Below are 21255 nucleotides of genomic sequence, written 5' to 3' on the forward strand. Positions count from 1 at the left end.
GGCGGAAGCACCGGATCCGGTGTCGGGAGTGACGGGCGCGGCCCTGTGTCCGGAAAATCCCCCGCGCCGCACCCACCAAAACGAGACAATCTCTTTGCCTGTTCTTGAAAAACTCCCAGGAGACACACAGACTCATTTCGTGAACGGACCCCGGCAGGCCGGAGGTCCGACCCGGGGCACCGATCCCCGAGGGCGCCGACCGCACCTCCAGGCACGCGCCCCGGTTCCCCTCCCAATTCGCCGTCGCCGGCATCCGCCCGTTCACGGGCGAACTCTCCGACTTTGCAGAGCCCCGTGCCCGGATGGCCGCACAGCCGCATTCTTCCCCTCGACACCCCGCACTCGGGCCACCGGCCGAGTTTCGCCAGCACGTACGGAAGGGGCAACCGAAGTGAACAGGAGCGACCTGGTCCCGGATTCGGGTCCGGCCGCGGATGCCGAATTCGCACTCCCGCTCTCGGCCCCGGAGTTCGGCATCTGGCTCACCTGTCGGGACCAGCCGGAGTCCTTCAACATCCACCGCGTCTGGGAGCTGCGCGGGCAGCTCGACGAGCAGGCCCTGAAGGACGCGGTCGAGGAGACCGTCGCCCGGCACCCCGTGTTCGCCCGCCGGATCGTCGACGAGGACGGCGTGCCCTCCTGGGTTCCCGGCGCGCCGCGGCCGCGATGGACCGCGGTGGACGCCGCCGCGACGGCCGACGCGGCGCCCTGGGCGCCCCTCGGGCGCCACCGGTTCGACCTGAGACGAGACTGCCCCGTCCGCGTCGACCTGTTCCGGCACCGACCGGACCACCATGTGCTCTCCCTCCTGGTGCACCACATCGCGTGCGACGGGGCGTCGTTGGAGAACGTGCTGGCGGAGATCGGCACCGCGTACGACGCCCGCACCGCCGGCGGGCTCCCCTTCACACCTCGACCGGCACCGGCACCGGCACCACCCATGACAGCGGCCCCGCCCACGACACCCGACCCGCCCGCGCCGGTAGCACCCTCCCGCTTCTGGCCCCTCGAACTGGCGGACGCCCAGTGGCCGGAGGCCCTGCCGCGCACCCCGGGCCCCCGGACGGCCGAAGCCGACGTCCTGGTGGTCCCGCTGCCCCCGGCCGAGGCCGACGCGATGCGCGCGGCGGCCCGCCGCCTGCGCGTCACCCCGTACGTCATGGGACTCGCCGCCCTCTACGCGGCGTTCGCGACGCAGGGCAACGCCCCCGACGTCATGGTCGCCACACCCTTCGCCTCCCGGACACCGGCCACCGTGTCGCTGGTCGGCTGCTTCGCGCGGATGGTGCCGCTGCGCCTGCGGTGGCCCTCGGGAGCCTCCGGCGCCGAGCTCTGCGACGGTGTGCGGCGGACCGTCGCCGAGGCGTTGTCCCACGCGCACGAGCCGATCCACGAGAGCGCGGACCTCTTCGACGCCGCGGCACCCGGACTCACCGTCAGTTTCCAGATGCGGGACCCCCTCCCGGGGCCGGCGCTCGGCGGGCTCACCGTCCGCGCGATGGAAGCGGTGCGGGCGACGGGCAGCGCGCCCGGGGCCGAAGCGGTGCGTGAGCCGGCGGTGGCACCCGTCGCGGGCGCACCGGAGGCGCCCCCAACGACCGCAACGACCGAAACGGCCGGTACGACCGAGGCCTCCGGAGTCCCCGGAGCCGCTCCCCCGGCCGGGTCTCCCGCCGCGACGAACGGCCTCACTCGTTTCGACCTCGAATTCGACCTCTGCTTGCGGGCGGACGACGCCTCGGTGACCGTGACGCGCCGGACGCACGGCGGCACGACCCACCCGGCCGCCGCCGAACTGCTCGCCGTCTACCGCCGGGTCCTGCTCGCCCTCGCCCGCGACCCCGGGTCACCGCTGCCCCGCTCGACGAGCGCGGCGACGCCGTCCCTGATCGTCGCGCCGACCGATCCGTCGGAGCGCGCGCAGCCCCTCATGGACCGGTTCGACGCCTGGGTGCGCGCACAACCCCGGCGGCCGGCGGTGCGGTGCGGCGACGACCTCCTCACCTTCGCCGGCCTGGACCGCGAGGTCGCCCGGCTGGCCGCCGCCCTGCGCCGCCACGGCGCGGGCCCGGGCACGGCGGTGGGCGTCCTGCGCGAGCGGGGCGTCGCCCTGGTCGCGTCCGTGCTGGCGGCGTGGCGGGTGCGGGCCCATGTCGTCGCCCTCGACCCGTCCCAGCCCGACTCCCGTCTCGCGTACGTCGTGGCGGACACCGGCACCCGGGTCGTGCTGTGCGATCCCGCGTCGCGCCACCGGCTCGACGCGTCGCTCACGATCGTCGACGAGGACGCGCCCGGCGAGGCCCCGGAGACCGAGGACGCACACGCCGAGGCCCCGGACACCGAGGGTCCGGACACCGGAGCCCCGGACACCGGAGCCGCCCGCCCCCACGACCTGGCGTACGTCCTGCACACCTCGGGCACCACCGGCCGCCCCAAGGGCGTCCTGGTCGAGCACCGGGGCCTCACCGTCCTCGTCGACGCCCAGCCGGCGGGAACCGGGGCCGCCAGGGTCGGCGTCACCGCCGCCGTCTCCTTCGACGTCTTCTTCCAGCAGCTCCTCTACCTCTTCCGGGGCAGCTGCCTGGTGGTCGCCGACCAGGCCACGTACCGCGATCCGCAGGCGCTGGTGGGGTGGATCGAGCGCAACGACGTGCGCCTGCTCAGCACCTCGCCGTCGATGTTCGCCGCCATGCGCCCCTTCGGCGTGGAGGAGATGTTCCGGCGCACCGGCCTGGAGCTGGACTTCGGGGGCGAGGCGGTCGACGCCACGACCTGGCGCCGGCTGCGCGAGCTGGGTGTCAGGGGATCCAACGGCTACGGTCCGACCGAGGTCACGATCCAGACCACGTGGTGCGGTTTCGACGAGTACGGGACCCCCAGCATCGGCCGGCCCCTCGACGGCACCTCGGCCTACGTCCTGGGCGCCGACCTCCGCCCCGTACCGGTCGGCTCCCGCGGCGAGCTGTACCTCGCGGGTCCGCTGGTCACCCGCGGCTACCTCAACGCCCCCGCCCTCACGGCCGAGCGCTACCTCCCGGACCCCTTCGCCCCGGCACCCGGCGCCCGGATGTACCGCACGGGGGACCGCGTCACCCTCGGCGCCGACGGACACCTGATCTACCACGGCCGGACCGACCACCAGCTGAAGGTGCGCGGCCAGCGGGTCGACCCGTACGAGGTGGAGGAGGTGCTGCGCGGCGCGGCGGGCGTCCAGGACGCCTACGTGGCACGCCGGGGCCCGATCGGCACGGCGGGGCTCCTCGCCTGGGTCACCCCCCGCCGTCCCGGGCCGGTTCCGGTGCCGGGGGAGCTTCGCGGCCTCGCGGCCCGGCGACTGGCGCCCGCCGCGGTGCCCGCGCACATCGAGGTCGTGGACGCGTTCCCGCTCACACTCAGCGGAAAGGTCGACGAGCGTGCCCTGCCCGTGCCCGCGCCGGTGCGGCCACCGGACGGCGGCGCGGACCCCGTCGTCCGGCTCTGGGCGCTGACGCTCGGCCGCCCGCCCGCCTCGAACGGGGACAACTTCTTCTCCTGCGGGGGGAGTTCGCTGGACGCCGCCCGGCTCGTCGCCGATGTCAACCAGGAGTGCGGGGTGCGCGCCGACCTCGCCTCGTTCTTCGGCGACCCCACCCCGGAGGGGTTGCGGCACCTGATCGCGCGGGCCGTGCCCGCCGGCGGCGAGAGCCCGTCCACCGCCGCGCCCGTCGGCCTGTCGGCCGCCCAGCGACGGCTCTGGCTGCTGCACCGGGCGGAGCCGGACAGCCACGAGTTCACCGTCTACTGGGCGCTGCGGCTGAGCGGTCCGCTGGATCCCGCGCGTCTGGAGGCGGCCTGGCGCGACGTGCTCGCCGCCCACCCCGAGACGCGGCTGCGGGTCATCGACGACGACATGGCCCCCGGGCGCGGGCAGTGGCCCCTCTCGGCGTTCACCGTGAGCGTGCGGGACGTGCCCGGGCACGCCCTGGCCGAGCACCTGCGGCGCCTGGCCCACCGGCCCTTCGACCTGTTCGAGGAGCCCTTGGTCGAGCTGCGGGTGCTCCGGACCGCCCCCGGGGAGCACGTGCTGGTCTTCGTCGGCCATCACCTCGTGCTCGACCGCCGCTCCACGGAGCTGATCACCGAGCAGCTGCTGAACCGGCTGGCCGGCGGCCCGGCGCTCCCGCCCGCCCCGGCGGTCGCCGTCCCCGGACCCTCGCCCGCCGAGGCCGAACGGCTGCGCCGGTTCTGGGCCGAGGAGCTCGCCGGCGTCTCCGCCACCTCGCCGGTCGCCCTCGGCGGGCCCCGGCCGGGCCCGCACCGACGCGCCGCGGCGACGGTCGGCGTCCCGCTGGACGCGGCGCAGTGGCGGCGCGTGACGGAGGCTGCGCGGACGCACCGCACCACCGTCCTCGTCCTCGTCCTGTCGGCGTTCGCGGTGGCGGCCGACCGGTACGGCGCGGCGGGCGACGTCCTGGTCGGTACCACCATGGACGTCCGGCCGCCCGGCTTCGGCGAAGCCGTCGGCCTCTTCGTCAACCCCGTACCGGTACGGCTGCGCCCCCGCCCCGGCGCCACCGCCGGCGAGACGGTCGCCCAGGCGCACGCGGCCCTCCTGCGGGCGCACGCGCACCGCGCGCACCCCTTCGACGAACTCGTCAGGGAGCTCGGCCTGCGGGCCGCTCCCGGGCAGGCCCCCCTGTTCCAGGTGCTGGTCGACCACGAGCAGCCGGCCACGGCGACGGCCACGCCGCCCGGCGTCCGCGCCCACCCGGTGGAGATCCCGCCGGCCATCGCGAAGTACGAGGTCGAGATCCTGCTCCGGGAGACGCCCGACGGCGCCCGGCTGGACGTGCTCCACCGCACCGACCGGTGGACGGCGGACCAGGCCTCGCACCTGGCCGAGCGGATCCGCGGGGCGCTGCTCGCGCTGGCGGCCGAGCCCTCCGCACCGGCCGCACTCCCCGCGGCGCTGGACCCGGGGCGCCTCCCCCTGGCGTGGGGGCGGGGCCCGGAGCCGTCCGCGCCCGTGGTCCCGGTGGGCGAGCTCATCGCCCGGATCGCCCGGGAGTCGCCGGACCGGCCCGCCGTGGTCGCCGGGGGCGAGCAGGTCACGTACGGGCGGCTGCGGGCCGATGCCCTGGACCTCGCCGCCCGGCTGACCGCCCGGGGCGCGGGCCGGGGCGCCCGGGTGGCGGTGCTGACCGAGCGGTCCGCGGGCCTGATGACCGCACTGCTCGGCACGAACTTCGCCGGTGCCGCGTACGTCCCGCTCGATCCCCGGCACCCCGACACCCGGATGGCGGCGTGCCTGGCCGACTGCGGGGCCCGCGCCATCGTCACCGACGCGGCCATGGCCGGGCGGGCGGCGTCGTTCGGGCTGCCCCTCGTCTCCCTCCGGGCCGAGCCGGGGACCGGCCTCGGTGCCGAGCCCGCCGTCCCCGTCCCGCCCGGCCCGCACGACCCCGCCTACGTCATCTACACCTCCGGGACGACCGGGCGGCCGAAGGGCGTGGTGATCGAGCACGGCACGCTGGCCGCCTCCACGGCCGCCCGCCGCACCGTCTATCCGGGGCGGCCGGTCTTCCTGCTGCTCTCGCCCGCGGCGTTCGACTCGGCCGCGGCCGGCATCTGGGGAACGCTGTCGGCCGGTGGCCGCCTGGTCGTCGCGAGTGACGACGAGGTCCGCGACCCCGAGGCCCTGGTCGCCCTGATCACCCGGCACCAGGTCACCCGGCTGCTGTGCGTGCCCTCGCTCCACGCCCTGCTGCTCACCGCCGCCGACCGGGCCGGCCCCGACGCGGTGCGGAGCCTGCGCGAGGTCGTCACGGCCGGGGAGCCGCTCCCGGACGAGCTGCTGCGGCGTCACTTCGCCGTCCTGCCCCGGGTGGCGCTGGTGAACGAGTACGGGCCCACCGAGGCCACCGTCTGGGCGAGTTACCGCCGCTACCACGGGCCGGAGGCCGTCGACATCGGCGGCCCGGTGCCGGGCTACCGCCTCTACGTCCTGGACCACGCCCTGCGCCCCGTCCCCCCGGGGGTCGACGGCGAACTGTACGTCGGCGGCGCGGGTGTCGGCCGGGGGTACGTCGGCCGGCCCGCCGAGACGGCCGGCGCCTTCCTGCCCGACCCGTTCGGCGGCGAGCCGGGGGCCCGGATGTACCGCACCGGCGACCGGGTGCGGTGGCAGGCGGCGGGGGCGCTCGCCTTCGTCGGCCGGCTGGACGACCAGATCAAGATCCGTGGCCACCGGGTGCAGCCCGCCGAGGTGGAGGCGGCGCTGCGCGGCGCCGAGGGCGTCCGGGAGGCGGCCGTGGTCGCCGACGGCGGCGCCCGCCTCGTCGGCTTCGTCACCGGCGAGGGACGGCCGGACGCCGTGCGGCGCGAAGTCGCCGGGCTGCTACCGGAGTTCATGGTCCCCGCCGTGGTCCACGAGCTGGCGCGGCTGCCGGTCACCCCCAACGGCAAGGTGGACCGGCGGGCCCTGGAGCAGGAGGCGGCCCGGCGCCGGGCCTCGGCGCCCGCCCGGCCCACCGGGGACGTTCCGCCCGGGCACGCGGCGGTCACCGCGGCGTGGCGGGAGGTCCTGGACGTGGTCGACGTCCCCGGCGACGTCAACTTCTTCGACCTCGGGGGGCATTCGCTGCTGGTGCCGGCGCTCCAGGAGGCGTTGCACCGGCACACCGGCGTCCGGCTGCCGATCCTCGACCTCTTCCGCCACAGCACCGTCGCCGACCTCGCGGCCCGGCTGGCCCCCGCGACGACGGACGCGCCGCCCACGCCGCCCGCCCCCGGCGCGGAACCACCGCCCGCAGCCGGTTCGTCCCGTCGCCGACGCGGCGACGCGGCCCGTACGCTCCGCGACCGCCGCGCCCAGGAGGCCGACCGATGAACCGCGACCGTTCCCTCGACATCGCCGTGACCGGCATGACGGGGCGCTTCCCCGGAGCGGCCGATCCGGCGCAGCTGTGGCAGGCCCTGCGCGACGGGCGGGTGCTGACCCGGCGTCTGAGCCGGGAGGAGCTGGCGGCCCGTGGCGTCCCCGCGTCCCTCGCCGACGACCCGGCCTACGTCCCCGTCCACGGGTCGCTCGACGATCCCGACCGCTTCGACCACGAGTTCTTCGGCGTCAGCCCCCGCGAGGCCGGGCTGACGGACCCCCAGCACCGGCTGCTGCTGGAGTGCGCCTGGGCCGCCCTGGAGGACGCCGGCCACAGCGTCACGGCCGGCGACGGGCTGCGGACGGCGGTGTACGCGGCCGCCAGCGGCAGCGGTCATCTGCGGGCGCTCCTGGCCTCCGGCTCGCTGGCGCCCCCGGAGTTCGAGGAGGCGCTCCTGGTCAACGAACGCGACTTCCTCGCGACGCGCATCGCCTACAAGCTGGGGCTGACCGGGCCCGCGCTCACCGTCCTCACCGCCTGCTCCTCCTCCCTCGTCGCGGCCCACCTGGCCGTCCAGGCGCTGAACAACGGGGAGTGCGACCAGGCCCTGGTGCTCGCCGCGTCGGCCAACGCCCCCCAGGCAGGGCACCTGCCCATGGCGGGCGGAGTGATGTCGCTCAGCGGGCACTGCCGCCCCTTCGACGCCTCGGCGGACGGCACCCTCGGCGGCTCGGGGGCGGTGGGCGTCGTCCTGCGCCGCCACGAGGACGTGGCGGACGGCCCGCTCCCCCTGCACGGAGTACTGCTGGGCTCCGCCGTCAACAACGACGGCACCGCCAAGGCGGGCTTCCTCGCGCCGTCGGCGGCGGGCCAGGAGCAGGTGATCCGCGCCGCGCTCGCCGCCGCCGACGTCGACGCCGCGTCGGTCGGCTACCTGGAGAGCCACGGCACCGGCACCCGCGTCGGCGACCCCATCGAGTGGTCCGCCGCCTCGGCGGTGTACCGATCGCTGGGTGCCGCCCCCGGCAGCATCCCGGTCGGCGCGCTCAAGGCGACCATCGGCCACCTCGACGCCGCCGCCGGACTCGCCGGACTGGTGAAGGCGCTGCTGGTGCTCCGGCACGGGTACGTGCCCGCGCTTCCCGGGCTGAGCCGGGCCAATCCGCTGCTGGAACGGGAGGACTCGCCGCTGTCGCTGCCGACCGAGGGCGGCGCGTGGCGCGGCCCGCAGCCTCGCCGTGCCGCGGTGAGCTCGTTCGGCGTGGGCGGAACCAACGTGCACATGCTGGTGGAGCAGCCTCCGGAGCCGGCCGCCGCACCGCCCGGGCCGCCGTCCGGGCGGGAACGGCTGGTGGTGCTCTCCGCGAAGGACCCGCAGGCCCTCGCCCGCATGCGGGAGCGCCTCGCCGCGCACCTGGAGGACACCGGGGCCGCGCCCTCGCCGGCGGATGTCGGCCGGACCCTCACCCGGCGATCGGTGCTCCCGTACCGATCCTCGGCGGTGGGCGCGAGCGTGGCCGAGGTCGTGGCGGCACTACGGGCCCCGGCCGAGGCGGCACCGGAGCCCGCGGCGCACCCCGCCCCGGCGCTGCTGCTCTTCCCGGGACAGGGGACGCAGTTCCCCGGCATGGCGGCGCCCTTCGCCGACGCCCTGCCCCCGTTCGCCGCCGCGCTGGACGCCTGCCTGGCCGCCTTCTCCCCCGAACTCGCCCGCGAGGTGGGCGAGGCGCTGCACGACGCCGCCTTCCCCGCCGAACGGCTCGCCCGGACGGCACTCGCCCAGCCCGCGCTCTTCGCCGTCGAGTACGCCTGCGGGACGGCGCTGCTCGCCCTGGGCCTGACGCCCTGCGCGCTGCTCGGGCACAGCCTGGGGGAGATCACGGCCGCGACCCTGGCCGGCGCGCTCACCCTCGACGCCGCGGCCCGTCTCGTGACACGCCGGGCCCTGCTGATGCAGGACTGCGCCCCGGGCGCGATGGTCTCCCTGGCCTGCGGCGAGGCCGAGGCCCGGACCCTGCTGGCCGAGACCGGCACCGCGCTGAGCGTCGCGGCGGTCAACGCCGCCACGAGCACCGTGCTCGCCGGATCCACCGAGGCGGTGGCCGCCTTCCGGGAGCGGATCGGCGGCCGGGTCGCGGCCAGGGTGCTGCGGTCGTCCCGCGCCTTCCACTCCCCGCTGATCGAACCGGCGGCCGAGGCGCTGCGGGGCACACCGACGGCCGCCGAGGTGCGCCCCGCCGCCCTGCCGTGGATCGAGAACACGGAGGGACAGCTGCTGCCCGAGGGCTCGCCCACCGACCCCGGCCACTTCGCCCGGGCCGCCCGCCGGCCGGTGCGCTTCGCGGACGCGCTGGCGACGGCCCGGGCGAAGTTCCCCGACGCCGTCGCGATCGAGGTGGGGCCCGGCCGGGTACTGAGCGGCTTCGCGGAGGCCGCCGGGCTGCCCGCGATCCCGCTGCTGGGCTCCTCGCGGCCGGCCGCCGCCGCTCCGGAGCAGGACCGGGCCGCTCCCACCGCCCGCCCGGTGCTGGCGGCGATCGGCCGGCTGTGGTGCTCCGGCCTCCCCCTGGACCTCTCGCCGCTCCAGGCCCCGGGGCGCTCCGTCCCGCTGCCGACCTATCCGTTCCACGGCCCGCGCCATCCGGTGCCGACCGCCCCGGCGCCCGGACCACCGCCCGGGCCGCCCGCCCCGGCTGTCGGCACCGCCGGAGCGGCGGACCGGGGCGACGCCGGGGCCGGGGAAGCGGTCGACCCGGTCGCGGACGACCCCGTCGCGATCCTCCGCGCCCTGTGGACCGAACAGCTGGGGGTGACCGACGTGCCCGACACGGCCGACTTCTTCCACTTGGGCGGTGACTCGCTCACCGTGGCCCGGCTGGCGCGCGGGATGAGCCGCCGGTTCGGCGTCGACGTCCCCGTCGGCGAGCTGTTGCGGGCCCGGTCCATCGGGCTCCAGTACGGGCTGGTGGAGCGCTTGATCGCCCAGCAGATCCTCGACGAGGCCGGGGAGGAGCTCGGATGACCGCCTCGCCCCTCGACCGGCTCACCCCCGGGCAACGCGCCGAACTGGCCGCCCGGCTCCAGGGGCGCGGCCGCCCGGCCTCGCCGCCGGCGGCTTCCGCACCGTCACCGGCGAGTCCGGAACCGGCGCTCCCGTCCCTCCCGCGGGCCGTGGCCGGAAGCCATCCGCTCTCGGTCACCCAGTACCGGATGTGGCTCGCCGAGCAGGCGTCCCCCGCCGCGTCCGCGGCCTACACCGTGCCCCTGGCCCTCGGGCTCGCGGGCCCGCTGGACATCGGCCGGCTCCGCACCTGCCTGGACGCCCTGGCCGGCCGCCACCTGGCCCTGCGAGCCCGTTTCGTGCAGGAGAACGGGGTGCCCCGGCAGCGGTTCGACCTGCCCTCCCGCATCCCGCTGGAGGTGCGGGAGGTGCCCTCGGGAGCGCCGGAACGGGACCGGGCCCTCGACGCCGAGGCGGCGCGCCCGTTCCGCCTGGACCGGCCGCCGTACGTCCGTGCCGTCCTGCTGGCCCAGGGACCACGGCAGCACACCCTCCTCCTGACCTTCCACCACGCCGTCTGCGACGGATGGTCGTTGGGGGTGCTGATCGACGACCTGCTGGACGCGTACGCCACCGGGGACGGCCCCGGCTCCGCCCGTCCCGCGCCAACCGCCCAGCACCTCGACTACGTCCGCTGGGAGCAGTCGCCGGACGGGCGGGCCGCGCTGGCCGCCCACGCCGCCCACTGGACCCGCTCCGGCGCCCGCGCCGACGACGGAGCCGAACTCCCCTTCGCCGTCGACCCGGCCGCCACGGACCCGGCCGTCACGGACGCGGCCGCCATGGACGCCGCCACCACGGACCCGGTCACCACGGATCGGCCCGCCCGGATGCCGCACGCCGAGCTGACGCTGCCGCCGGACCTCACCCGGCAGGTCCACGAGTTCGCCCGGCGGCACGCCTGCACGCCGCACGCGGTGTGGCTCGCCGCGTTCGCGGCCACCTGGAGCGCCGTCACCGGCACCCGGACGGCCTCCGTGAGCGTTCCCACCGCCAACCGGACGGCGGAGCGCTACGACCTCACCGTGGGCGCCTTCGTCTCCGCGATGCCCCTCGCCCTGCCCCTGCCGCCCGCGCTGGGCTTCGCCGCGCTGGCCCGGCGGACCGGCGAGCGGCTCCTGACCGGCTCGCAGCACCCGACCCTCCCCCTGACCTCCGACGACACCGCCGTGCCCGTACCCGCCGCCGCCTTCGTCCTGACCCACGAGGACAACCGGCCGCGCCCGGCCGGCCCCCTCACGGTCACCCCCCTGCCGGTACGCGTCCAGGGCGACCAGGGCGCGCTGACCGTGCAGCTGACGGACCACGCCGACACCGCCGCCGTCCGGCTGACCGGCTCCCCGCAGCACTACACCGACGCGGCCCTCGCCCGGCTCGGGCGGGCCTACCGACGCTGCCTCACCACCGTGCTCGCCGCCCCCGACGCGCCGTTGGCCGCGCTGGACGCACGCGACCCGGCGGAGCGCGCGGCCATCGCGGCCGCCTCGACGGCACCGCCCGCGGCCGGGGCCCGCCTGCCCTACGACGCCTTCGCGGACTGGGCGCGGCGCACCCCCGAGGCGTTCGCCGTCCGGGACGCCACCGGCGGTCCCCTCACCTACCGGGCGCTGTACGAGCACACCGAGCGGGCGGCGGCCCGGCTGTCCCTGGCCGGGGTCGGCCCCGGCTCGGCGGTGGCCCTGGAGGTACCGGCGGGCGCCGACTACCCGACGCTGGCCCTGGCGGTCTGGCGGCTCGGCGGCTGGATCATCGCGCTGCGCCCCGACGACCCCGTGGAACGCCGCCGCACCCTGCTGCGCAGCGCCCGGGCGGACTTCCTCGTCCGCACGGCCGACGCCCCCGGGCACGATGCCGACGGGGACCGTGCCGACGGGGACGGACCCGAGGACGACGGTACCGAGGACGACGGTGCCGACGGCGGCGCGCCGGGGAGGGCCCTGCGGACGATCCGGCTCCCCCGAGGGGGCACGCGGGAACTCCCGGCCACCGGGGCGACGGTGCCGCCCGTGGCCCGCACGGGCCCGCAGGACCTGGCCTACGCGGTGTTCACCTCGGGCACGACCGGTACGCCCAAGTGCGTCCCGGTGCCGCTGGGGGCGCTGGCCAACGAACTCGCCTGGCGCCGCGAGGCGATCGGCCTCGCCGCCCCCGACCGGGTGCTCCAGACCATTCCCCTGGTCTTCGACCCGTCGCTGTGGCAGTGCTTCGGACCGCTGGTCGCCGGGGCCGGCGTGGTCTTCCCCGGCGTCGACCTCGGGGCGCGTCCGGCGGCCCTGGTGGAGGCCGCCCTGGAACACTCCGCGACCGTGGTCGACGTCGTCCCGTCGCTGCTCGCGGCCCTGGACGACGAGGACCTGCGCCGGCTGCCGGCCCGGGTCGTCTTCTGCGGCGGGGAGGCGCTGCCCTCGGCGCAGGCCGACCGCTACCTGCGCGTCGGCCGCGGTGAACTGCGCAACCAGTACGGGCCGTCCGAGGCCTGCATCGACGCCACGTCGTACCGGTGCGTGCCGGGGGCCGAGGGCGGCACCGCCCCCGTGGGCCACCCCGTCTCCGGCGTGCGCCTGCACATCCTCGACGGCGCGCTGCGTCCGGTGCCGATCGGCGTCACCGGCGAGCTGTACATCGGCGGCACCGGGGTGGCGCGCGGCTACCGGGACCGTCCGGCCGAGACGGCGGCCCGCTTCCTGCCCGACCCGGCCGGTCCCCCGGGCTCGCGGATGTACCGCACCGGGGACCTGGTGCGGTGGAACCCCGACGGGAGCGTGCAGTTCGTCGGCCGCAGCGACAACCAGGTCAAGGTGCGCGGCCACCGGGTGGAGTTGGAGGAGGTGGACCGGCACGTCGTGGACGCGCCGGGGGTGCGGGAGGCGGCCACCGTCGTCGTCGGGGAACGCGTCAGCCGCCTGGTGGGCTTCGTCACCGGCGAGCCCGCCCCGGACCCGGCGGCGGTGCGCGCCCATCTGGCCCGCACCCTCCCGCCGTACATGGTGCCCGGCGAGATCCGGGTGCTCCCGAAGCTGCCGGTGACCGCCAACGGGAAGGCGGACCGCCGCGCGCTGCTGGCGCTGGTGCGCTCCGCGCGCACGGCGGCGGGCCCCGCCGCCGTCCACGACCGGGTGGCCGCCGCCGTGGTGGAGGCGTTCGCGGCGGCGCTCGACCGGCCGGCGGCCACCCTGGACGACCATCTCTACGACCTCGGCGGGGCATCGCTGGGGGCGGCCCGGATCGCCTCCGCGCTGAGCCGACAGCTCGGGGCGGAGGTCCCCGTGCGCACGGTCCTGGCGCACCCGCTGGCCGCCGAACTCGCCACCGAGGTCCGGACGTTGCTCGCGGTGGCGGCACCGCCGCCGCCCGCCGGAGCCGGAACCGGCCCGGGCACCGACGAAGGCGCCGACGCCGACGTTTCCCACACGCCCGAACAGCTTCTGGTGGCCCGGCAGGAGCGCGCCCTCGGACACCCCGCTCCCCCGATTCCGCTGCTGCTCGGGCTCGATGCCCCCGTGGATCCGCTGGACGTGGAGCGGGCGGTCCGCGCACTGGTCGCCCGGCACGAGGTCCTGTGGCCGACGGCTCCGGATGCCGTGCCCGGGACGGCGGAGGCGACACCGGGCACCACCGAAGGGGGCCGGCACGGCCGGTGGCAGCCCTGCCCCGTGGCCCCGCTGCCCGACCGGCCCGCCCAGGTCCACTGGGACACCGCACTGATCGAGCGGCCGCTGCCCGCGGGATCACCCGGGCTGGAGGTCGTCCTGCTGACCGGCGAGGACGGCACCGTCCGCCACCTGCTCCTGAGGCTGGCCCGCCACCGGGGCGACGGCGTCTCCGTGGGCATCCTCGCCGACGAACTCCTCGCCCTGCTCGCCCGCCGTGACCTGCCGCGACCGGCCCCGCGCTACAGCGACTACGCCCGTGCCAGGGCCGCCCGCCGCACGGCCCGGCGCGCCGAGCTGGAACGGTACTGGCGCACGAGCCTGGGCCCGGTCGCCCCGGACCCGTTCGCCGAGCGCCGCGTCGGCCCGAGGACCTTCCGCAACCACGGGGTGCGGTCCTTCGTCCCCGCCGACGCGTACGCACGCCTCCAGCGGACGGGCCGGACGGCGGGGACGACCAGCACGGCCGTCTTCCTCGACCTGCTCGGCCGGATCGTCTCCCGGATCTCGGGCGGCACGTCCACGGCGATCGGCATGCCGGTCTCCCACCGCTCGGCGGCCACCGGGGAATCGCTCGTCGGCCGCGCCGTCGACCTGCTGCCGGTGGTGCTCGGCGCCACCGGGGCCGGCCACGCCCACCGGGCGCTGCTGTCGGCCCTGGACCACGCCGACCTGCCGCTGCTGCACATCGCCGAGCTCGCCGATCCGGTCGATCCCGCGCTCCGGCCACCGGTCTGCGCGGCCGGGCTGGTCGTGCACGGGCAGGAGGAGAACCCGGCCGTGGTGCCGGACGACCTGCCCGGCGACACCGTGCCCGAGCACTGGGCGGATCTGGACCTCGTCCTCCACGTGCAGCCGGCCCGCTCGGGAGGGTGTTCGGTGCTCCTGACCGGAGCCGTCGGCCTCTTCACGCGGGCCGAGCTGCGCGCGCACCTCGCCCGGGCCCTGGAGGAGCTCGAACCCGAGCAGAGCTGAGCCCCGCCCCGGCCGTACCTCCCGCGCGGCGCGTCCCTCGCACCCGCGTCCCCACCGCCTCCGCCCCGACCGCCCACGTCCCGACCGCCTACGCCCCGACCGCCCGCGTCCCAACCGCCCGATCTCCGACACAAGGGGAAAAGTCATGGACGAAGAGCAGAAGTACCTGTTCGACCTGCGCGGCTACCTGGTCCTGGAGGACATCCTCTCCGCGCGGGAACTCGCCTCCGTCAACGCCGCCCTCGACGGCCACGGCCTGTGGGACGGCGAGAACAAGCTCGACTACCCGCTGCTGAAGCAGTACAACCCGTTCATCGCCAACGCCGGGCCGCTCCACACCACCCCGCGCCCGGTGCGCGACCTGATCAGCAACGAGAAGGTGCTGCCGCACCTGGAGGAGGTGCTCGGCCCCGACCTGCGCTACGACGAGGGCCAGGTGCTCTACGCGCGCAAGGGCGCCGGAGCGCTGATCCTGCACAACGGCAACACCCCGTGGGAGTACCCGCCGTTGACCTACCAGGTCCGCGACGGCCGGATCTACGGCGGGCACCTGATCGTCGCGTTCTGCCTCACCGACGCCCTCGCCGACCAGGGCGGCTTCGCCGTGGTCCCGGGCAGCCACAAGTCCGCCTTCGAGATCCCGGAGGACTTCCAGACCTGGCAGAAGGTCGGCGACTGGGTCTCCCGCGTCCCGGTCAGGGCCGGCTCGGTGGTCCTCTTCGCGGACACCGCCACCCACGGCAGCTGGCCCTGGACCGCCGACTTCGAACGCCGGGTCGTCTTCTGCCGCTACACCGCGGGCATGGTGCAGCACACCGCTCCCGCGCCCGTGCCCGAGGACCTCCCGGGCGAGGAGTGGACCCCGGTCGAACACCGGCTGCTCCGCCCGCCGTTCGCCTGGCACTTCCACGACCGGGGCGAGGGCTACACGGAGCAGCAGCGCACCTCGGTGCGCACCGCCGAGGGCTGGACGATGAACGACCACTCCCAGCAGATCATCACGCTCGCGGACGACGCGGAAGACGCGGAGAAGTCCTCCGAGGGGCGGGGTTAGCCGTGGCGAGCATCACCGTGAGTTCGGTCGGCTACCAGGAATTCGACCGGGAACTCGGCAGCGACCCCCTGGGCCTGATGACGCGGCTGCGCGACGAAGGGACGGTCAGCGCCGTCCCGCTGGACGACGGCACGCGGCTGATCGTCGCGGCGGAGCCCGCCGTCGCCGCCGCGGCCCTCGCCCACGGCACCCGCAACCACCGCGGGCTGCTGCGCGAACTGGTGGGCAGCGGGCTGTTCGTGGTCGCCTCCGGGGAGCAGTGGCGCCACCGCCGCGCGCTGCTGCGCCCGATGTTCTCCGCCCGGGCCGTCGCGGAGTTGCACACCCTGGTGCTGGAGAGCGCGGAGGACTTCGTCGGCCGTCGGCTGCTGCCCGGGGCGGGCCGCGAGCTCGACCTCGGACACACCCTCCAGCAGCTGAGCATCGAGATCATCCTCCGGCTCGTGGACCCGGAGTTGACCGGCGCCGAACTGGCGCGCCTGACCTCGACGGTGGACGCGGCCGTCCACTACCTCGACCGGCGGCTGTTCGCCCCGGAGACCGTCACCGACGCGGACGGCGAGGCGTTCGCGCGGAACCGGGCGGTGCTGGAGGAGTTCATCGCACACCGGGCGGCCCGGGAGCCCGCGCCGGCTACGGCCGACGGGGTCCTCCCGTCGCTCGTCGCCGTCCTGAACCGGCGGGGGGACGCGCCCGGCGACCGGCCCGAGGACGTGCTGCGCGAGGAACTGATGTCGATCTTCGTGGCCGGGGTGGAGACCATGGGCACCCTGCTCACCTGGACCTTCCACAACCTGGCCGGCTCGCCCCCGGCCCTGGCCCGCACCCTCGACGAGGTCCGCTCCACCGACCTCGGCGCCCTGCGTGCCGCGCCGTCGATCCCCCAGGGGACCTTGCCGTACACCCTGGCGGTGGTCGAGGAGTCCCTGCGGCTGCACCCGCCCGCGTGGGCGCTCTTCCGCCGCATCGACACCCCCGTCGAAGCGGCCGGCGTGCGGCTCGAGCCCGGCGACCTCGTCCTGGCCAGCACCTACGCCATCCACCGCGCCCCGACCCTGTGGGAGGCACCCGAGGAGTTCCGCCCGGACCGCTTCCTGGGCCGGCGCCCGCCCGTCCAGCAGTACTTCCCCTTCGGGGCGGGCCCCCACCAGTGCCTGGGGCGGCAGTTCTCGCTGCTGGAGGCGCAGCTCGCCACGGCCACGATCCTCGCGAACGGCCGGTTCACCCTGCTGGGCGACCGGGCCGCGACCGGGCTGCGGCCGGCCATCGCCCTGACTCCGGACCCCAGTCCGCGCGCCGTGTTCACCCCGCACCCCGGCACCGGCCCCGGCGCCGACGCCGATAACGGCACCGTCGACCTCGGCGACGCCCGCAAGCACCCCTCGGGGGCACGATGACGACCGCACCGCACACCCGGATCGAGCAGCGCTTCACCGCCGTGGCCGAGGCGTTCCCCGAGCGCGTGGCGTTGGCCGACCGGTTCGGCGAGATCCGCTACGGGGAGCTCCTGGCCCAGGCACGCGCCGCGGCGGCCTCGCTCCGGGCGGAGGGCGTCGGCTCCGGCACCCCCGTGCTGATCGTCGGCCACGGCGACCGCCGGACCGTCCTCGCCATGCTGGCCGTCCTGATGGCGGGCGGCTGCTACGTGCCGGTCGACCCCCGGTACCCGGCGGACCGCGTCCGGCTCATGGCCGCCACGGCCCGGGCGGCCCTGGCCCTGCACGCCGGCGACGGCGCCGACGTTGGTGACGGCGGTGACGGCCCAGCCGTGGCGGACCTGGGAGTTCCCGTGCACGACATCCCCTCCCTCCTCACGGAGCGGACCACCGCGGCGGCGGTGCCGTCCTCACCGGCCGGCCCCGACGACCTGGCCTGCGTCATGTTCACCTCCGGCACCACGGGAGTCCCCAAGGCCGTGGGCGTCACCCACCGGGGGGTCACCGGGCTGGCACTCGGGGCGGAGTCCCTGCGGCTGGGCCCCGGCGACGGCGTGCTCCTGCACTCCACCCTCGCCTTCGACGCGTCCACGTTCGAGATCTGGTCCCCGCTGCTGGCCGGGGCCCGGATCACGGCCGCGGACCACCACCCCCTCGCACTCCACGAGCTGGCCGCCCTCCTGGCCCTGCCGGAGGTCACCACGGCCTGGCTGACGGCCCCGCTCTTCCGCCTCATGGCCACCCACCACGGCCCGGCACTGGGCAGCCTGCGCACCCTCGTCACCGGCGGTGACACCGTCCCGGCCGACACCGCGCGCTCCTTCACCGCCGCCCACCCCGCCACCCGGCTGGTCAACGGCTACGGCCCGACCGAGAACACCACCTTCAGCACCCTGGGGGACGCCGCCGCGTGGGACCGCGAGCACTCCGCCGCGTTCCCCATCGGCACCGCCATCGCGGGAACGACGTGCCACGTCCTCGACGGGCGGCTGCGGCCCGTCGCCCCGGGCGCGGTGGGCGAGCTCTTCCTCGGCGGCCCCCGGCTCGCCCGCGGCTACCTGCACGACCCTGCCGCGACCGCCGCGCGGTTCGTGCCCGACCCCTTCTCCGCTCGGCCCGGTGCCCGCATGTACCGCACCGGTGACCGAGTACGGCACCTCCCCGACGGCGCCCTGGACTTCCTCGGGCGCACCGACGACGAGGTGAAGGTCAGGGGTTTCCGCACCGATCCGGCCGAGGCCGCGGCGGTCCTCGCCGCCGATCCCGCCGTCGACGACGCCGTGGTCATCACCGGCACCGGGCCCGACGGCGCCGTCCTGACCGCCTTCCTCACGCCCGCGTCCGTCGACACCGACGCGGTGCGCCGGGGCGCGTCGCAGCGGGCACCGCGCCATCTGGTGGCCGAGCGGATCATCGCGGTCGACGCCCTTCCGCTGGGGCCCACCGGAAAGGTGGACCGCGCCGCCCTCGCCCGTCTCGTGGACGCCCGGACGCACGACGGGCACGACGCGGATGACCCGGACGACGCGAACCCTCGGACGCACGCGGACGACCCGGACCCTCGGGCGCCCGACGACGCCGCACCGGGCCACCCCGCACTCGCCGCGGTCTGGGAGGCCCAGACGGGGCACCACCCGCTGCCCGACTCCGACTTCTTCGCCGACGGCGGCACCTCCCTGGGGCTGATGCGACTGGTCGAACAGGTGCGCACCCAGCTCGGACCGACCCTTGACTTCGCCCAGCTCTACGCCGCTCCCACGTACGCCGATCTGTGCCGGCTGACCGCCCCGAGCGCCACCCCGGCACCCCACGGCGACCGAGCCCAGGAGACCGTCGCATGACCCAGGTGATGCGGGATCAGGACAATGATCTGGCCAGTTTGGACGGCCTGTGGATCCGGGTGATCGAACCCCGGTCACCCGCCCGGCACGCCCGGGACTTCGCCCGGGTCCACACCTGGCTGCGCCAGTACATCAGCCGGCCCCACGACGAGATCGGCCGCACCGGACCGGTCTGCCCCTTCATCCCGCCCGCCCTCAGCGGCAAGGACGTCCAGTTCAGCTTCCGCTACGACATCACCGGGGAGGACGAGCGGCGGCTGCGCGAGGCCCTGGAGGCGGAGATGTCCACCTTCGCCCTCGGCACGGAGCGCAGCCGTACGCACACCGGGGCCTCCCTCGACTGCCGCATCGTGGTGCTGCCGGTCACCGGGCCGACGGGCTGGCGGATCCTCGACGAGGCGTACGAAGGCCTGAAGAACAGTGCGGTCACCCATGGGCTGATGGTCGGTCAGTTCCACCCGAACTGCGACGAACGGGCCGTGCGCAACCCGCTCTTCCCCGTCTCCGTGGCCCCCGTCGGCCTGTTCGCGATCCGCCGGATGGCGCCCCACGATGTGCTCTTCCTGTACGAGCACCGCACCTGGTTCAAGGTCTACGATCAGAACTTCCGCGCCCACTACGAACGGGGCCGTGTACGCGACCCGCTCCTGCGCGAGTTGTACACGACCGCCGTGGCACGCCACGGTCTGCCCGAACTCGCCCCGAAGGCAAAGGAGAACGACGCGCCGTGACCGAGGACCAGTACCACGTCGTCGTCAACCACGAGGAGCAGTACTCGATCTGGCCGACCTACCACGAGGTCCCCCAGGGGTGGCGGACGGTGGGTGAGCCGGCGTCCCGCGAGGACTGCCTGCACAGGATCGCGGAGGAGTGGCAGGACATGACCCCGAAGTCCGCCCGGCGCGAGGCGGCCCCCGCCGCGCCGGTCCCCGCGGGCCCGGCCGGCTCCCCGGGGTCCCCGTGACCGGCGCGCTCGCCACGGTCGCCGTCGTCTACGGCAGGGGGGCTGCGGGGCCGGCCGAGATCCTCGGCGCCGCCCGCGGCCTGTGCGACGTGGTCTTCGTCTGCGATCCGGCCGTACCGGGTGTGGCACCGCTGCTCGCGGGGATGCGCCGACGGGCACGGGTCTGCGAGATCAGCGGACACGACGACGCCGCCGCCGCCGAACTGCTGCGCGAGCACGGCCCCGTGGGCATCGTCACCTTCAGCGAGTACTGTCTCGCCGGCACCGCGCGGCTCGCCGAGGCCCTCGGCCTGCCCTACCACCGGCCGGACACCGTCCGGCTGCTCACCGACAAGGCCGACCAGCGCGCGGCGTTCGCGGCGGCGGGGGTCGACCACACCCCGAGCCTGGTGGTGCGGTCCGCCGCCGAGGTCGACGCCGCCGTGCGCCGCCTGGGCTATCCCGTGGTGCTCAAACCCCGTACCGGGGCGGGCAGTCAGGACACCGTCCGGCTGGCGGACGCGGAGCAGCAGCGGCGCGCCCTGGCCGACGTCGGCCTCGCTCCCGGCCCCGGACCCGGGCTCGAACCCGGCCCCGGCCCCGGATCTGGACCTGGACCTGGTGACGGGCGGCCGGGCCCGGGCAGCGGACCGCGCGACTTCGTCGTCGAGAAGTACCTGCCCGGGGACCCGACGGTGGCCGGGCCGGACTGGGGGGACTACGTCTCCGTCGAGGCCGTCGTGCAGCACGCCGAGGTCACGACCCTCTGCGTCACCGGCAAGTTCGCCCTGGCGGACCCGCTCCGGGAGACCGGACTGTTCCTGCCCGCCACCCTCGCGCCCGCCGTGGAGAAGGACGTCGCCGAGCTCGCGGCGGCCGCGGTCCGGGCCCTCGGCGTGACGACCGGGGTGACCCACACGGAGGTGAAGCTCACCCCGGACGGCCCCCGGGTCATCGAGGTCAACGGACGCGTCGGCGGGCGTGCCGTGGGCCTGCTGGACCGGGCGCTGGGCATCGATCTGCTCGCCCTCGCCTTCGCGTTGGCCCTGGAGCACCCCGTCGAGCCCGTCACGGCCCCCCGGCCGGCGGCGGTGACCTTCGAGTACTTCATCGTGCCACCGCGTACCGTCGGCACCGTCCGGGCGATCGACGGCGCCGACGCCGTGCGGGCCCTCCCCGGTGTCGGCGAGGTCGACGTGGCGACGGCCCCGGGGCAGCCCGTCGACTGGCGCCACCCCGCACAGCGTCTGGCATTCGTCCGGGGCGCCGTCGCCACCCACGACGAGCTGCGCCGGCTCGTCACGTCCGTCCATGACAGATTCCACCTGGAGTTCGCACCCCAGTGAAGAGAACGTTCCCCACCACAGACCGGCCGCGCGCGCCCCACCGGGAGCGCCGAAGAGTGCGTGCCCCGCGGTGTCCCGCGGTCCCTCATCGT

General features: G+C 76.2%; 9 protein-coding genes. All 9 read left to right on the forward strand.

Annotation, left to right across the window (positions count from 1 at the left end; genetic code table 11):
• Nucleotides 1-391 precede the first annotated feature (391 nt).
• The 9 genes from ACFRAR_RS12560 to ACFRAR_RS12600 all read left to right on the forward strand — a co-directional run bounded on the left by ACFRAR_RS12560 (nucleotide 392) and on the right by ACFRAR_RS12600 (nucleotide 21163).
• Nucleotides 392-6868 (forward strand): amino acid adenylation domain-containing protein, encoded by a 6477-nt coding sequence (locus ACFRAR_RS12560; RefSeq protein ID WP_380697632.1) that lies wholly within the window; start codon nucleotides 392-394, stop codon nucleotides 6866-6868.
• Entirely contained in the window at nucleotides 6865-9879 is a 3015-nt protein-coding gene (locus ACFRAR_RS12565; RefSeq protein WP_380697633.1) for a type I polyketide synthase, read from the forward strand. The genes ACFRAR_RS12560 and ACFRAR_RS12565 overlap by 4 nt, the downstream gene beginning before the upstream one ends.
• Nucleotides 9876-14543 (forward strand): amino acid adenylation domain-containing protein, encoded by a 4668-nt coding sequence (locus tag ACFRAR_RS12570; protein WP_380697635.1) that lies wholly within the window; start codon nucleotides 9876-9878, stop codon nucleotides 14541-14543. Before ACFRAR_RS12565 ends, ACFRAR_RS12570 begins: the two co-directional genes overlap by 4 nt.
• 145 nt (nucleotides 14544-14688) lie before the next feature.
• On the forward strand, nucleotides 14689-15597 hold the full coding sequence (locus ACFRAR_RS12575) for a phytanoyl-CoA dioxygenase family protein (RefSeq protein ID WP_380697637.1): 909 nt from the start codon (nucleotides 14689-14691) through the stop codon (nucleotides 15595-15597).
• A gap of 2 nt (nucleotides 15598-15599) precedes the next feature.
• Nucleotides 15600-16994: a cytochrome P450 gene (locus ACFRAR_RS12580; RefSeq protein ID WP_380697638.1), complete on the forward strand. Its 1395-nt coding sequence runs from the start codon at nucleotides 15600-15602 to the stop codon at nucleotides 16992-16994.
• Entirely contained in the window at nucleotides 16991-18874 is a 1884-nt protein-coding gene (locus tag ACFRAR_RS12585; protein ID WP_380697639.1) for a non-ribosomal peptide synthetase, read from the forward strand. The genes ACFRAR_RS12580 and ACFRAR_RS12585 overlap by 4 nt, the downstream gene beginning before the upstream one ends.
• Complete coding sequence (locus tag ACFRAR_RS12590; RefSeq protein WP_380697641.1) at nucleotides 18871-19605, forward strand: DUF6875 domain-containing protein; 735 nt, start codon at nucleotides 18871-18873, stop codon at nucleotides 19603-19605. The genes ACFRAR_RS12585 and ACFRAR_RS12590 overlap by 4 nt, the downstream gene beginning before the upstream one ends.
• Nucleotides 19602-19838, forward strand: a complete 237-nt coding sequence (locus ACFRAR_RS12595; protein ID WP_380697642.1) for an MbtH family protein — start codon at nucleotides 19602-19604, stop codon at nucleotides 19836-19838. The genes ACFRAR_RS12590 and ACFRAR_RS12595 overlap by 4 nt, the downstream gene beginning before the upstream one ends.
• Nucleotides 19835-21163, forward strand: a complete 1329-nt coding sequence (locus ACFRAR_RS12600; protein WP_380697644.1) for a hypothetical protein — start codon at nucleotides 19835-19837, stop codon at nucleotides 21161-21163. Before ACFRAR_RS12595 ends, ACFRAR_RS12600 begins: the two co-directional genes overlap by 4 nt.
• Nucleotides 21164-21255 lie beyond the last annotated feature (92 nt).

The sequence above is a fragment of the Kitasatospora sp. NPDC056651 genome (genome assembly GCF_042792155.1).
In the GTDB taxonomy this organism is placed as follows: domain Bacteria; phylum Actinomycetota; class Actinomycetes; order Streptomycetales; family Streptomycetaceae; genus Kitasatospora.